The organism is Nonomuraea montanisoli, from assembly GCF_013363975.1.
Taxonomy (GTDB): domain Bacteria; phylum Actinomycetota; class Actinomycetes; order Streptosporangiales; family Streptosporangiaceae; genus Nonomuraea; species Nonomuraea montanisoli.
On sequence record NZ_JABWGN010000005.1, the window covers coordinates 468,047 to 482,080 of the forward strand.

A 14,034-nucleotide genomic window follows, 5' to 3' on the forward strand; every position below is an offset into this window, starting at 1 on the left:
ATGACGTACGTATATATACATGCTGGAGGTGTGACATGATCCCACCCGGCCCCAGGCTGCCCGCCGCCGCGCAGACGGCCTGGTTCATGGCCGACCCCGTGGGGTTCTTCGAGAGCTGCCACCGCCGCTACGGCCCCGTGTTCACCGCGCGCTACGTCGGATTCCCGCCCGAGGTGTACGTCGCCACCGGGGAACTGGCCGAGCAGGTCTACCGGACCGACCTCGGCGGCGGACGGGCCGGCGAGGCCCGGCGCGACTTCCTCGAACCCCTGGTCGGCGCCCACTCGGTGCTCACGCTCGACGGCGACCCCTGGTGGGCCCACCGCAAGCTGCTCACCCCGCCGCTGCGCGCCAGGCAGGTGGCGGGCTACCACGACGAGATCACCGAGATCGCCGCCGAACGCATCGCCGCCTGGCCGCTCGGCCGGCCGTTCACGCTGCGCGAGCGCATGCAGGACATCACGCTGGAGGTGATCCTGCGGCTGATCTTCGGCATCCGGGACGCCGCGCGCCTGACCCGGCTGCGGCGGCTGCTGCCCGGCCTGTTGCACGCCGGCAGCGCGATGACGGTCGCCATGGCGCCGCCCGGGCTGCGGTCCGTGCTGGGGCGCGTGCCGTTCGCGCCGTACCGGCGGTTCCTACGGCTGAAGGCGGACGTCGACGCGATCCTGTACGACGAGATCGCCCGGCGCCGCGCGGCGCCCGGCGGCACCGACGTGCTGGGCCGGCTCCTGGAGACCGAGCTGGGCGACGAGGAGATCCGCGACGAGCTGATCACCATGCTGCTGGCCGGGCACGAGACGACCGCGACCGGCCTGGCCTGGGCCTTCGAGCGGCTGCTGCGCCTGCCCGCGGTGCTGGAGCGCCTGCCTGACGACGAGGAGTACCTCGACGCCGTGGTCAGGGAGGTACTGCGCGTGCGGCCCGTCGTCTACGAGGCGCCGCGGCTGCTCGACGCCCCGCTACGGCTCGGCGAGCACGAGGTGCCCGCGGGCTGGTACGCCGGTCCGAGCATCCCGCTCGTCCACCACGACCCGGCGGTCTGGGACGAGCCTCAGGAGTTCAGGCCGGAGCGCTTCCTCGGCGGCCAGCAGCACACCCGGTCGTGGATGCCGTTCGGCGGCGGCCGGAGGTTCTGCGTCGGCGCGCAGCTCGCCCTGCTGGAGATGCGCGTCATCATCCGCGAGGTCCTGCGCCGCCTGGACCTGTCGGTGACCGATCCGGCCCCGGAGGCCAGGCGGCTCAAGAACGTCACGCTCGCGCCGGCCAGGCGCACCCGCGTCGTCGCGCGAGCCCGGGTCCGGGCGCGCGCGGCGTGAAGCACACCGTGGGACGTGTCACGCGCGACGTGAGCCACGTCGCGGGACGCGTGTCACGCGTGGAACACACCGCGGGACGTGTCGCACACCGCGAGGTGTGAGCCGCCTCGACGGGCGGAGGTGAAGAGCCGTGCCCGCCTCAACGGGCGGGCTCGGACTCCTGCTCGGACGACGTGGTGGGACGCATGTCGTCACCACGCGAGTCGACGGTGAGCTCCTCGCGCAGCCGGTCGTAGTCGATGGTGTGGCTGGTGTACTTCAGCTGGCGAGCGACCTTTGTCTGCTTCGCCTTGGCTCTTCCTCGGCCCATGGCATCTCCCTAGTCCCCGCTGTCATCCTAGCCAACAACGTTACGACTTGAAGAATTATGCAAGTGAACTGGATTAGTCTGTCACTATGCACGTGGAGGTCTACCAGGCCAAGGCCGACTTCTTCCGCACTCTCGGCCACCCCGCTCGCATCCGGGTCCTGGAGCTGCTTCAGGAAGGACCGCTCCCCGTAAGGGATCTCCTGGCCCAGATCGACATCGAGGCGTCGAGCCTGTCCCAGCAGCTGGCGGTGCTGCGCAGGGCCGGGATCGTCAGCGCCATCCGTGAGGGCAGCACGGTCGTCTACACGCTGGCCACCCCGGAGCTGTCCCAGCTCCTCGACACCGCGCGGCGCATCCTCACCGACATGCTCGCCGACCAGGGCGAGCTGCTGGCGGAGCTACGCGCGGAGGTCACCTGACCCCTCCGCCGCGGAGGGGTTCGGTTAGGCTCTGGCGCATGGTCTCCGAGCTGTTCGATCCCAAGGCGTGGCAGGCGGTCGAGGGATTCGCGTTCACCGACATCACCTATCACCGGGCGGTCGACCAGGGCACGGTCCGCATCGCGTTCAACCGCCCGGAGGTGCGCAACGCCTTCCGGCCGCAGACGGTGGACGAGCTCTACCGGGCGCTCGACCACGCCAGGCAGACGACCGACGTCGGCTGCGTGCTGCTCACCGGCAACGGCCCGTCGCCCAAGGACGGCGGCTGGGCGTTCTGCTCGGGCGGCGACCAGCGCATCCGCGGCAAGGACGGCTACCAGTACGCCGACGGCACCCCCTCCACCGGACGCCTGCACATCCTTGAGGTGCAGCGGCTCATCCGGTTCATGCCGAAGGTGGTGATCTGCGTGGTGCCCGGCTGGGCGGCCGGGGGCGGGCACAGCCTGCACGTGGTCAGCGACCTGACCCTGGCCAGCGAGGAGCACGCCCGCTTCAAGCAGACCGACGCCGACGTGGCCAGCTTCGACGGCGGCTTCGGCTCGGCGTACCTGGCCCGGCAGGTCGGCCAGAAGTTCGCCCGCGAGATCTTCTTCCTCGGCGACACCTACACCGCGGCCGACGCCCACCGCATGGGCATGGTCAACGCCGTGGTGCCGCACGCCGACCTGGAGGCCACGGCCCTCGAATGGGCGCGCAAGATCAACGGCAAGTCGCCCACGGCGCAGCGCATGCTGAAGTTCGCCTTCAACATGATCGACGACGGTCTGGTGGGCCAGCAGGTCTTCGCCGGCGAGGCGACGCGGCTGGCGTACATGACCGACGAGGCCGCCGAGGGCCGCGACTCGTTCCTGGAGAAGCGCGCCCCCGACTGGTCACCGTTCCCCTGGCACTACTGATCCCGGCCGCAGGAGCCCGCGGGTGACGGAGATCGTGGTGCCGGAGGCGCTGACGGCGTCCCACGTCAGGTGGGACGGCGAGGCGGGACGCGCCTGGTCGGCGGGGCTGCCCGAGCTGGCCGCGCGCTACCTGGAGGAGTGGGGTCTGCGCCTCGACGGCGGGCCGTGGCACGGCGTGGTGTCGCTGGTGCTGCCCGTGGTGCGCGCCGACGGCACGCGGGCCGCGCTCAAGCTCCAGCCGGTCACCGGCGAGAACGCCGGCGAGGGGCCCGGCCTGCGCGCCTGGGCCGGGCGCGGCGCCGTACGGCTGCTCGACGAGGACCCGAGCACCGGCACGCTCCTGCTCGAACGGCTCGACGCCGACCGGTCCCTCTCCGCCGTGCCCGACGACATGGAGGCGCTGCGGATCCTCACCGGGCTGCTCGGACGCCTGGTGGCCCTGCCCGCCCCGCCGGGGTTGCGGCTGCTGGGCGACATCGCCCGCGGCCTGCTGGACGACGCACCGCGCACGGCCGCGGGGCTGGCCCGCGAAGGAGACCGTGAGCTGGTGAACGCCTGCGCGGCGGCCGTCGCCGACGTGGCGGCCGAGCCGGGCGACCGGCTGCTCCACTGGGACCTGCACTACGACAACGTGCTGGCCGGTGACCGCGAGCCGTGGCTGGCCATCGACCCCAAGCCGCTCGCGGGCGATCCCGGGTTCGATCTCATGCCCGCGCTGCGCAACCGGTGGGACGACGTGGCGGCCTCGGGCGACGTGCGGCGCGCGGTGCTCGGGCGCTTCGACCTGATGACGGACCTGCTGGGGCTGGACCGGGCGCGGGCGGCCCGGTGGACACTCGGCCGGGCCCTGCAGAACACCGTCTGGGACGTCAAGGGCGGCGCCGACCGGATGGACGAGGTCCAGGCCGCGATCGCCCGTGCCGTGAGCACCCGCCTCTAGCTCCGCTCGCCCCCGGCGCCGGCTCCGGTCCCGACTCCAGACCCGGCGCCGGTGCCAGGCCCGGTTGCCTGGGCCGGCGAGCGGGCGTGGCCGGCATGCCGCCGCCTCACAGCCAGTACGCGGGGTAGCGGTGGCCCGGGAGCAGTCGGCCGAGCAGGACCCCGCTGGCGATCACGATGGCGCCGGCCGCGGCCACCGGCGTCAGCAGGTACCACGGGGCGGGGGCGGTGAGCCCGATGAGAGCCGCCGTGGCGGCGGCCGGCGGGTGCGGGGCGCGCAGCAACATCATCGGGGCCGTGGTCAGCGCGGCGGCCACCGCGGCGGCCCAGATCGACGGCCCGGCCACCCCCGTGACGGCCAGCGCCACGACGGTCGCCGCCACGTGCCCGAGGACGATGCTCCGGGGCTGCGCGAACGGCGCCGCCGGGACCAGCGCGACGATGGCGGCGCTGGCCACGAACGGCAGCGCGAACAGCGCCAGCCCGCTCAGACTGGTCACGCCGGCGAGCACGAGCAGCGCCGCGAGCGCCGCCCCGGTCGCCTTCACCACGTTCGACAGCGGCGCCCTGGCCGGAGCCTGCGAGGTCCAGCCCCCGAGGCCGCCAGCGAGGACTCCTCGCCGCAGAGCCCCGGCGACCCGGCCCGTGTCGCGGCCTTCGCCTGAGACGGCTCGTAAGGGCTTCTCGTCCGCAACCGGCGGCTGGGCGTCGCGTGCCGGACGATCGTGGAACCGGTCGTGGCGGGTCGGCAGCGCGGGGTGGTCGGCGTGGCGGCGCTTGCTGAGACGGTCGGGCATCGCGGGCTCCAGACGTGGCGAGGCAGGGGGGAGGTCGAGAGCCTTCACCCTAACCGGCTAAACAGTTTTTACAGGTTAGGTGATAGCATGGAGCGATATAACCGGTCAAATTGATTTGAGGGGTTAGGCAGTGAGAGTCCGGCCGCTTCGCGGAGAGCCCGTGGCGTTGGACCTGGTCAACACGGTGTGGCGCGAGCACGGCGCCAGGATGGACCAGTTCGACGATCTCGACGGGGTGCGCGCCTGGCTGTCCGACCACGCCATGGACCACGACGTGGACGGCGGCGGCGCGGGTTCGGGGCTGGAGGCCGTGCGGGACCGGCTGGTGCGGGCCCGGGAGGCCGTGCGGGACACCCTCGAAGGGCGCGGTTCCGCGGGGCTGAACGACGTGCTCGCCCATGGCTCGGTCAGACCGATGATGCGCGACGGCGGGCCGTACGAGCTGGTGGTCGTCGACGAGCCCGCCTGGCGTCCGGCGTGGACGGCGGCGGCGGCGTTCGTGCGGATGATGGCCGAGCGGCCGTCGCGGGTGCGCCCGTGCGCGCACCCCGAGTGCGTGCTGTGGTTCCTGGACGTGAGCAAGAACGGCAGCCGCCGCTGGTGCTCGATGGAGAGCTGCGGCAACCGCGCGAAGGCGGGCCGCTTCAGCAGGCGGCACAAGACCACCGGCTGACCGACCCGCCGGGCCGCGGCGAAGATCATCGCCGACCGAGCCGCCCGGCCGCGACACCGCGCCGACCATCACCGCCGACCGGCACGGCGGCCCATGGCCGCCACCCGGCCCGCCTCTGGCCGGCGATCAGTCGATGACGAAGGCCATCTTGCCGCGGCCGTGGCCGGTCTCGACCTCCCGGTGCGCGTCCGCCGCCTCCTCCAGCCGGTACGTCCGCCGGATCGGGAAGAGCAGCTTCCCCGAGGCGTACAGCTCCGCGTACCGGCCGAGGCGCTCGGCCGTCCGCACGCCCTGCGTCGTCCTGATGCCCAGCTCGGCCGCCTTGCCGTGCTCGACGAGCGTGAGGATGCGGCCGCGGTCCTTGACCAGCTCCAGCGAGACGTCCAGCGCCGCCCCGCCCGCGCCGTCGAGCGCCGCGTCCACGCCGCCGGGCGCGAGCGCGCGCACCCGGTCGGCGAGCCCGTCGCCGTACACCACCGGGACGGCCCCGAGGGCGCGCAGGTGCTCGTGGTTCTCCTCGCGGGCCGTGCCGATCACCGTGGCGCCGCGCCACCTGGCGATCTGCACCGCCGCCGTGCCCACCGCCCCGGCCGCGCCGTGGACGAGCAACGTGTCGCCCTCCCCCACGGCGAGGCCGTCGATGGCCAGCTCGGCCGTCTGCACGGCCGCGGTCAGCGCGCCCGCCACCTCCCAGGGGACGCCCGCGGGCTTGGGGGTCACGTTGGCCGCCGGCACCACGATGTACTCCGCGTAGCCGTTGAGCAGCGAGAAGCCGAGCACCTCGGCCCCCGGCCCGACACCGTCCACGTTCTCGCCGACCTCGTCCACCACGCCCGCGAACTCGTTGCCGGGCACGCGCGGCAGATCACCGCTGACGCCCGGCGGGACCCAGCCCTGGCGGATCGCCGTGTCGTACGGCTGCATGCCCGCCGCCTTCACCCGGACCCGGACCTCACCCGGCCCGGGCTCGGGCAGCGGCAACTCCATGACCTGCAAGACTTCGGGGCCACCGGGGGTGGCGAACGCCGCGGCTCTCATCGTTCGTCTGCTCATGAGCCGAGCGTGCCCCCTCAACCGCGCTTGAGGTCAAGCGATGTTCTACGTGGAACCATGGCGGGACAGCTCCAGGTGGGAGCCGGTGAACCCCTCGCGCAGCCGGCGGTCGTGAGTGACGATCACCAGCATCCCCTGGTACGCCCGCAGCGCCTCCTCCATCTGCTCCACCAGCATCGGCGACAGGTGGTTGGTCGGCTCGTCGAGCAGGAGCAGGTCCACCGGCGCGCTGACCAGCCGGGCCAGCTCGATCCGGCGGCGCTGGCCGTACGAGAGCTCGCCCACCCGCAACCGCAGGTCGGCCGGCCGGAACAGCCCCAGGGCGAGCAGCGCGTCGGCGTGCTCGTCCAGGGCACCCGGACGCCCGTCGGCGTAGGCCCGCAGCACCGTGCGGTTCAGCGGGCCGGTCGCCTCCTCCTGGCGGAGCAGCCCGACGCGGGCGGGCCGGCGTACCGTGCCCTGCTCGGGCTTCAGCTCACCGGCGAGGACCCGCATCAGCGTGGTCTTGCCGGCGCCGTTGGGGCCGGTGACGAGCAGCCGCCCGCCCGGCGGGATCTTCAGCTCGCCGAGCCGCAGCCGGCCGGGGACCAGCACGTCGCGCAGCTCCACGTCCAGATCGGAGCCCCGGTGGGCCGTCAGGGAATCCGCGGTGAAGCGCAGCGGTCGCGGCGGCGGCGGAACGGGGTTCTCGCGCAGCCACTCGGTCCGCTGCCGGGCCCGCCGGATCCGCCCCATCGCGCCGTGCGCCCGCGACCTGGCCCGGAAGGCGCCCGAGCCGTTGACCGCGAGCGGCACCTTGCGGGGGATCGCGTGCATCCGCACGATGTTGGACTCGGCGATGCTCGTCTGCCGGGCCACCTCGGCCGTCCACTCCTCGTACGCCTGGATCCGGCGCTGCCGCTCGGCGGCCTTGGCCGTGAGGTAACCGGAGTAGCCGTTGCCGTAACGGCTCACCCGTCCGCCGGAGACCTCCAGGATCGTGGAGGTGACCCGGTCGAGGAACACCCGGTCGTGGGTGATCGCCACCACCGTGCCGCGGTGCTCGCGCAGGTGCCGCTCCAGCCAGGCCACGGCCTCGTCGTCGAGGTCGTTGGTCGGCTCGTCGAGCAGCAGCAGCTCCGGCGCGGCGGCGAGGGTCGCGGCCAGGGCCAGCCGTGACCGCTCGCCGCCGGAGAGCGTGCCGAGGCGCCGCCCGCGGTCGAGCCCGGGCAGGCCGAGACCGTGCAGCGCGACGTCCACGCGCGCGTCGGCCGTGTAGCCGCCGCGCGCCTCGAACTCCGCGACGAGCCCGGCGTACGTCTCCATCGCGGCGTGCACGTCCGGCCCGACGTTCTCGCCCGGCCGGACGTTCTCGCCCAGCCGGACGTTCGCACCCAGCCGGGCGTTCGCGTCCGTCGTGGCGTCGGTGAGCGCCCGCTCGGCGTCCCGGATGCGGGCTTCGAGGGCTCGCACGTCGGCGAGGGCGCGGTCGATCACGTCGGCCACGCTCGCCTCGGGCGGCAGGCCGAGCGTCTGCGGCAGGTGGCCGACGCCGCCGGGCGCCCGCACGACGAGCTCGCCGTTGTCGGGCCGCTCGACGCCGGCCATCAGCCGGAGCAACGTCGACTTGCCGGAGCCGTTGTCACCGATGACCCCGACCCGCTCGCCGGGCTTGACGGCGAAGGTGACGCGGTCGAGCACGACGCGCTCGCCGTAACGCTTGGTGACGTCGGAAAGGGACAGTTGGGCAGCACGCATGAAGGGCCCACCTCCTGGAATCGTCGCGAACCATTGCTGGAACGGGACGCCGGCGGAGCGTCGAGCTCTACGCGGCGGCGTCCGGCGCGGTGATCACAGGAAGTTGGAGCACATGGTCACGGGACTGTAGGGAGTTCCGGTGACCATGTCAACCCCTCATCGGTCGAGCAGGGCCTCGGCCGCCGCGACCGACGCCTCACTCGCGGGCAGCAGCGGCAGCCGCACGTCGGCCGACGGGATGAGGCCCCGGGCGGCAAGGACACCCTTGATGACGGTCGGGTTGGGCTCGGCGAACAGGGCGGCCGACAGCCGGGTCAGGCGGTGGCCGAGGTCCCGCGCCCGCGTGACGTCGCCCGCGTCCCAGGCGGCGGCCAGGTCGGCGAAGTCGCGCGGAGCGAGGTTCGCCGAGGCCAGGATGCCGCCGGAGGCGCCGGCCGCGAGCAGCGGCGAGATGACCGCGTCGTCGCCGCCCAGCACGTCGAACCCGTCGGGCCGGTCGCCGAGCAGGTCCAGGGCCTCCTGGTCGACGCCGCCGGTCGCGTACTTCACCCCGGCGATCATCGGGTGGGCGCCCAGGTGGCGCAGCGTGGCGGCGCTCACGGCCTGACCGGTCCGGTAGGGGATGTGGTAGATCACCAGCGGCACCGGCGAGCCGTCGGCCAGCGCCTCGAAGTGCGCGACGACACCGCGCTCCGACGGGCGCAGGAAGTACGGCACGGTCACCAGGGCGGCCGTGACGTCCGGCGGCAGCGCCTCCAGCGCCCTGAGCACCGAGTGGGTGTCGTTGCCGGTCACGCCCACGGTCAGGGGCACCTCGCGCTCGCGGCACACCTCCGCGCACACCTCGACGACCTGCGCGCGCTCGTCCGGGGACAGCGCGGCGGCCTCGCCGGTGGTGCCGAGCGCCACCAGCCCGGACGCGCCCTCGTCGAGGACGCGGCAGGCGAGCTTGCCGAGCACGTCGGCGGCCACCTCTCCGGTGACTCCCGGGGCGGTCCCCGTGGGGGCGAACGGCGTGACGAGCGGTACGTGGATTCCCTTCAGCATGCTTCGAGCCTGACGCGGGCCGATACGTCAGGTCCAGTTCGGATATGTGCGGTCGAGCGTAAGCTCGACTGATGCTCGATCCTCGCAAGCTGCGCCTCCTGCGGGAACTCGCCCGGCGCGGCACGATCGCCGCCGTCGCCGAGGCCGTCATGTTCACGCCGTCGGCGGTGTCGCAGCAGCTCAGCGCGCTGGAGCGGGAGGCGGGCGTGCCGCTGCTGGAGCGCACCGGCCGCACCGTCACGCTGACGCCAGCCGGCCGGCTGCTGGTGGAGCACGCGCAGACCGTCCTGGAGGAACTGGAACGCGCGTCGGCCGCGCTGGCGGCCGTCCGGGGCGGGCCGTCGGGGCCGGTGCGCATCGGCGCGTTCCCGACGGCGGCCCGGGCGCTGATGCCCGCGGCGCTGGCCGAGCTGGCGCGCGCCTGCCCGGAGCTGGAGCCCATGGTGTCCGAGATCGACCCCGCCGACGTCTCCGGGGCGCTGCGGGCGGGCGAGCTGGACGTCGCCCTGGTCCACGAGTACGACTTCGTGCCGGCGGAGGCGGACCCGGCGCTGGCCACCGAGCCGCTGTTCGCCGAGCCGATGTACCTGACCGGCCGGGCGGCCCTGGCCGAGGCCCGCGACGACCCGTGGATCACCGGGAAGCCGGGCACCCTCTGCCACGCCATGACGATCCGGGCCTGCCAGGCGGCGGGGTTCGAGCCGCGGGTGCGCCATCAGGTGGACGACTTCGACACGGTCCTCGCGTTCGCCGCCGCCGGTCAGGGGGTGGCGCTGGTGCCGCGCCTGGCGGCGCTCGCGCCGCCGCCGGGCGTGACGCTGTCGGAGCTGCCGCTGAGCCGCCGCACGCTGGCGGCCTTCCGCGGCGGGTACGGAGGGCACCCGGCGATCGGCGCGGCCGTCGCCGCCTTCCGCACCGCGATCACCCACCTCCCCCTCTGAACGCCTCCCCCTCTGAGCACGGCTCCGGTCAGCCGTCCGCCAGCACCTCGCCCAGCACGGCGTCGGTGCTGGACTGGTCAGTGTTGTAGTCACCGGCCGTGACCGCCACCACCAGCCGGTTCTCCGCCGCCACGAGGATCCGCTGGCCGCCGTTGCCCATGGCCGCCACCCAGTGTCCCGGGTTCACGTACCACTGGTAGCCGTACTCGAACCCTTCAGCGATCCGGACCCGGGGCCGCAGCATCTCGGCGATCCACTCCCGCGGCACCAGCCCGCGCCCGCCGTCGAGCACCAGCGACCCCAGCTCGGCCAGGTCGCGCGGGCGCAGCCGCAGTCCCGCCGCGGCCATCGCGACGCCGCGGTTCGCCGTCCACTCGAACGGCATGCCGAGCGGCCCGAACAGCCGCTCCCGCGCGAACTCCTCCAACGGCACGCCCGCCCCGTCGGCGATGAGCTTGCCGAGCAGCGCCGCCGCGCCGCCGCAGTACCGCCACCGCTTCCCCGGCTCCTCCACCAGGGGACGCTCCAGGACGTACCGGTAGCGGTCCGGCGCCTCCTCCATGGCCAGCTCGCTGTTGGCGGTGCTGGTGTAGGGGACGTCCTCGTTCCAGTCCAGGCCGAGGGTCATGGTGAGGGCATGCTCGACCGTCAGGTGCTTCTTGCCCTCAGCCAGGTCGGCGTACGCGGGGAAGGCGGGCAGCAGCGGCTCGCCGGGCGCGGGCACGAGGCCGTCGCCGAGGGCGGCGCCGTACAGCAGCGCGACGACGCTCTTGGTCACGGAGCGGACGTCATGGACGACGTCCGGCCCGAACGTCACGTGCCCCAGCGGTTCGTTCAGCCGGAAGTCCTCGCCCGCGCCGTACCGCTCCAGCTCCACCCGCCCGTCCCGGACCACGACCAGCCCGTGCAGGCGCGGCGCCCCGGCCGCCGCCAGCAGCGCGTCGACCCGCTCCGCGATGTCCATCCCCGTTCCTCCTCCGTCGAACGCCATCGAACTCCACCGAACTCCATCGAATAGGACACGCATACCGCCTGACATGGTGTCAGCCGCAAACCGCTTTTACGCCAGCCAGTCGGCATTTGTTGGAATGATTGGCAGGAATGCCCGCCAGATCCGCGAAAGTGCGCTCATACTGGAGCCAGCTGGCCCCCCTACAGGAGCATTCATGCGGAAGACACCCCCTCGCATGACGCCGGAGGAGGAGCTGCCGGCAGGCCAGTTCCTCCAGCTCGCCGCAGTCGACTTCACCGGCGTCTACGCCGTGCACCTAGCCGCCAAGGACGAGCGGCTGAAGATGACCAGGCTGGGGATGAGCCTGCTCTCGGGCCCGTTCCTGGCGACCATCGCCCTAACCAGCGCCAAGGTCGTGGACCCGCGCAGCCTGACCTCCTGGAACACCGTCCCGTGGTACCTGTTCGCGCTGGTGACGGCGTTCGGGCTGCTCAGCGTGCTGCCGTTCCTGCGGCTGATCGAGGCGGTGAACGCGCACGCCCGCACGGCCCGGGCGATCAACAACTTCCGGCTCCTCTACGCGACCCGGCTCAAGGACGAGCTGGCCTGGTCGCCGAACCTGCCGGTGGACCCCCGCTTCCCCGAGACCTTCGCGCCCCTCGCCTGGCCGGGGATCAACGTCATGATGCTGGCCGTCGCCAACAGCTTCTACCTCGTGGTCGGCGTCACCGGCCTCAGCGGCCAGACGCCCGACCCGATCCTGCTGACCACGAGCGTCACGCTGGTGGCGCTGGTCCACTACTCGATCTACTACGTGCGCTGCAACGTCACGCGGCGGCGCCGGCTGCCCAACAACCCGTACCAGTTCCCGAACGTGGAGACCTGAATGCCCGGCCCTGCTCTGTGGGCGTCATGTGGGGAGGCGTGGATCTGGCTGATGCGCCATGTGTGGACGGAGGGCGCGCTCGGCGACGACGATCGCGGCCCCGTCATGGAGGGGCCGCCCGTGCTCTTCGAGATCGCCCAGGTGCGGCGGGACGACCCCGTGCTGGAGAGGTTCGGCGACGCGGACCGGCTCGCGCTCTACTGCCGCAAGTTCACCCAGGACACGATCGTGCCCCCGTTCAAGTACAGCTACGGGGCCCGGATCAGGGGCCAGCTCGCGTGGGCCGTGGACCTGCTGCGCACCAAGCCGTACAGCAAGAGCGCCTGGATCTCGCTGACCGTGCCGGGCGAGCCGTACGACTCGGTGCCGTGCCTGAGCGGGCTGGCCTTCCGGATCAGGGACGGCGGGCTGGTGATGACGGCGGCGTTCCGGTCGCAGAACGCGTTCACCAGCTACCTGAACTACGTGCCGCTGTCGGAGGTCCAGGCCGGGGTGGCGCGGAGCCTCGGCCTGGACTGCGGTCCGATGCGGGTGTTCGTGGACGTTCCCCACCTCTACCTGTCCGACAGCACGCACGTGCTGCGCGTCATGCGGCCGTGTCTACCGAAGCTGCTGTGAGCGGCGCGGCGATCTCCTCCAGGCCCTTCTGCTCGGCCTTGACCCCGAGGAACAGCTCGACGATCCCGGCGGCGATCATGATGACCGCGCCGATCGTGAACGCCAGCGCCGTGTCACCCGGCACGCCGGTCTCCACCAGCCCGGCGAAGACCAGCGGACCGGCGATGCCGCCCGCCGCGGTGCCGATCGCGAAGAAGAACGCGATCGCCATCGCCCTGGTCTCCATGGGGAAGATCTCGCTGACCGTCAGGTAGGCCGAACTGGCTCCGGCCGAGGCGACGAACAGCACCGCGCACCAGCAGGCGGTCAGCGTGACGGCGTTGAGCATGCCCTGGTCGAACAGCCAGGCCGTGCCGAGCAGCAGCACTCCCGAGCCGATGTAGGTGGCCGAGATCATCGGCACCCGGCCGACCGTGTCGAACAGCCTCCCGAGCAGCAGCGGGCCGAGGAAGTTGCCGATCGCGATCACGGCGAAGTAGTAGCCGGTGTGCGTGTCGATCTTGTAGAACGTGGACAGGATCTGGGCGTAACCGAACGTGATGGCGTTGTAGAGGAACGCCTGCCCGACGAACAGCGACAGGCCCAGGATCGTGCGCTTGGGGTAGCGCGCCACCATCGTGTGCGCGATCTGCACGAAGCCGATCGATTTGCGCTGGTGGATGGTGACGGAGCCCTTGGGCTCCGGCAGGTCGCCGCCCACCTGCTCCTCGATCTCGCCGACGAGCTGCTCGGCCTCCTTGCCGTGGCCGTGTATGAACAGCCAGCGCGGGCTCTCGGGCACGTGCCGCCGGACGAGCAGGATGGCGACGCCGAGCACCACGCCGAGGCCGAAGGCGATGCGCCAGCCGATGTTGACCGGCAGGTCGTTGAGCAGCGGCACGGTCAGCAATGCGCCGCCCGCCGCGCCGAGCCAGTAGCTGCCGTTGATGATGATGTCGATGCGGCCGCGGTGGCGGCTCGGGATCAGCTCGTCGATGGCCGAGTTGATGGCCGCGTACTCACCGCCGATGCCGAACCCGGTCATGAACCTGAACAGGAAGAACCACCACGCGTCGAAGGAGAAGGCCGTCATCAGGGTGGCCACCAGGTAGACGACCAAGGTGACGAGGAACAGCTTCTTGCGGCCGAACCTGTCGGTCAGCCAGCCGAAGAACAACGCGCCCAGGCACGCCCCGGCCACGTACAGGGCCGCCGCGGTCCCGGCGACCTGCGCCTGGCTGATGTCGATGCCACTGCCCGGCTTGGCGAGCTGGGCCGACAGGTTGCCCACGATGGTGACTTCGAGGCCGTCGAGGATCCAGACGGTGCCAAGGCCGATGACGATCATCCAGTGCCAGCGTGACCACGGCAGCCGGTCCAGCCGTGCGGGCACCTTGGTGGTGATTGTGCCGGTATCCACGTCCTTCATGAAGGAAACCTGGTACCC

At 72.5% G+C, this 14,034-nt stretch carries 15 protein-coding genes; 8 read left to right on the plus strand and 7 right to left on the minus strand.

What is annotated here, in order from left to right:
- The first annotated feature begins 35 nt into the window (after nt 1-35).
- Nucleotides 36-1,319, plus strand: coding sequence for a cytochrome P450 (locus tag HTZ77_RS14820; RefSeq protein ID WP_175590127.1), 1,284 nt, complete (start codon nt 36-38; stop codon nt 1,317-1,319).
- A 139-nt stretch (nt 1,320-1,458) separates the two neighbouring features.
- Here the strand turns inward: HTZ77_RS14820 and HTZ77_RS14825 are convergent, their stop codons facing one another.
- A complete protein-coding gene (locus tag HTZ77_RS14825) occupies nt 1,459-1,629 on the minus strand; it encodes a DUF3073 domain-containing protein (protein WP_175590128.1) in 171 nt (56 codons plus the stop codon).
- Between the two features lie 86 nt (nt 1,630-1,715).
- Between HTZ77_RS14825 and HTZ77_RS14830 the strand changes: the two genes are divergently transcribed.
- The 3 genes from HTZ77_RS14830 to HTZ77_RS14840 are packed head-to-tail and all read left to right on the plus strand — an operon-like array spanning nt 1,716 to nt 3,905.
- Nucleotides 1,716-2,048 (plus strand): ArsR/SmtB family transcription factor, encoded by a 333-nt coding sequence (locus HTZ77_RS14830; RefSeq protein WP_175590129.1) that lies wholly within the window; start codon nt 1,716-1,718, stop codon nt 2,046-2,048.
- A 38-nt stretch (nt 2,049-2,086) separates the two neighbouring features.
- The gene (locus HTZ77_RS14835; protein ID WP_175590130.1) at nt 2,087-2,965 is read left to right on the plus strand and encodes a 1,4-dihydroxy-2-naphthoyl-CoA synthase; all 879 of its coding nucleotides are present in this window, start codon (nt 2,087-2,089) and stop codon (nt 2,963-2,965) included.
- Nucleotides 2,966-2,987: 22 nt separating this feature from the next.
- Nucleotides 2,988-3,905, plus strand: coding sequence for an aminoglycoside phosphotransferase family protein (locus HTZ77_RS14840; RefSeq protein ID WP_175590131.1), 918 nt, complete (start codon nt 2,988-2,990; stop codon nt 3,903-3,905).
- Between the two features lie 106 nt (nt 3,906-4,011).
- Here HTZ77_RS14840 and HTZ77_RS14845 read toward each other — a convergent pair whose 3' ends face one another.
- Nucleotides 4,012-4,701: an HPP family protein gene (locus HTZ77_RS14845; protein ID WP_175590132.1), complete on the minus strand. Its 690-nt coding sequence runs from the start codon at nt 4,699-4,701 to the stop codon at nt 4,012-4,014.
- A 160-nt stretch (nt 4,702-4,861) separates the two neighbouring features.
- Here HTZ77_RS14845 and HTZ77_RS14850 point away from each other — a divergent pair, with 160 nt between their 5' ends.
- Nucleotides 4,862-5,374, plus strand: coding sequence for a CGNR zinc finger domain-containing protein (locus tag HTZ77_RS14850; protein ID WP_328808599.1), 513 nt, complete (start codon nt 4,862-4,864; stop codon nt 5,372-5,374).
- Nucleotides 5,375-5,500: 126 nt separating this feature from the next.
- Here the strand turns inward: HTZ77_RS14850 and HTZ77_RS14855 are convergent, their stop codons facing one another.
- From HTZ77_RS14855 to HTZ77_RS14865, 3 genes are all read right to left on the minus strand, one after another.
- Complete coding sequence (locus tag HTZ77_RS14855; protein ID WP_407940507.1) at nt 5,501-6,427, minus strand: NADP-dependent oxidoreductase; 927 nt, start codon at nt 6,425-6,427, stop codon at nt 5,501-5,503.
- A 45-nt stretch (nt 6,428-6,472) separates the two neighbouring features.
- Nucleotides 6,473-8,164, minus strand: a complete 1,692-nt coding sequence (locus HTZ77_RS14860) for a TlrC/CarA/OleB/SrmB family ABC-F type ribosomal protection protein (protein ID WP_175590133.1) — start codon at nt 8,162-8,164, stop codon at nt 6,473-6,475.
- Between the two features lie 156 nt (nt 8,165-8,320).
- On the minus strand, nt 8,321-9,211 hold the full coding sequence (locus tag HTZ77_RS14865; protein ID WP_175590134.1) for a 4-hydroxy-tetrahydrodipicolinate synthase family protein: 891 nt from the start codon (nt 9,209-9,211) through the stop codon (nt 8,321-8,323).
- A gap of 71 nt (nt 9,212-9,282) precedes the next feature.
- Between HTZ77_RS14865 and HTZ77_RS14870 the strand changes: the two genes are divergently transcribed.
- On the plus strand, nt 9,283-10,152 hold the full coding sequence (locus tag HTZ77_RS14870; protein ID WP_175590135.1) for a LysR family transcriptional regulator: 870 nt from the start codon (nt 9,283-9,285) through the stop codon (nt 10,150-10,152).
- 28 nt (nt 10,153-10,180) lie between these two features.
- Here HTZ77_RS14870 and HTZ77_RS14875 read toward each other — a convergent pair whose 3' ends face one another.
- Complete coding sequence (locus HTZ77_RS14875; RefSeq protein ID WP_175590136.1) at nt 10,181-11,116, minus strand: serine hydrolase domain-containing protein; 936 nt, start codon at nt 11,114-11,116, stop codon at nt 10,181-10,183.
- A 202-nt stretch (nt 11,117-11,318) separates the two neighbouring features.
- On the opposite strand from HTZ77_RS14875, the gene HTZ77_RS14880 reads away from it, so the two are divergent.
- Together HTZ77_RS14880 and HTZ77_RS14885 are read left to right on the plus strand one after the other, a co-directional pair.
- Nucleotides 11,319-11,990, plus strand: a complete 672-nt coding sequence (locus HTZ77_RS14880; protein ID WP_175590137.1) for a hypothetical protein — start codon at nt 11,319-11,321, stop codon at nt 11,988-11,990.
- A gap of 51 nt (nt 11,991-12,041) precedes the next feature.
- Nucleotides 12,042-12,608, plus strand: coding sequence for a thymidylate synthase family protein (locus tag HTZ77_RS14885; RefSeq protein ID WP_205302630.1), 567 nt, complete (start codon nt 12,042-12,044; stop codon nt 12,606-12,608).
- Here HTZ77_RS14885 and HTZ77_RS14890 read toward each other — a convergent pair.
- Nucleotides 12,577-14,016: an MFS transporter gene (locus HTZ77_RS14890; protein WP_175590139.1), complete on the minus strand. Its 1,440-nt coding sequence runs from the start codon at nt 14,014-14,016 to the stop codon at nt 12,577-12,579. The two genes, HTZ77_RS14885 and HTZ77_RS14890, sit on opposite strands and share 32 nt — an antisense overlap.
- Nucleotides 14,017-14,034 lie beyond the last annotated feature (18 nt).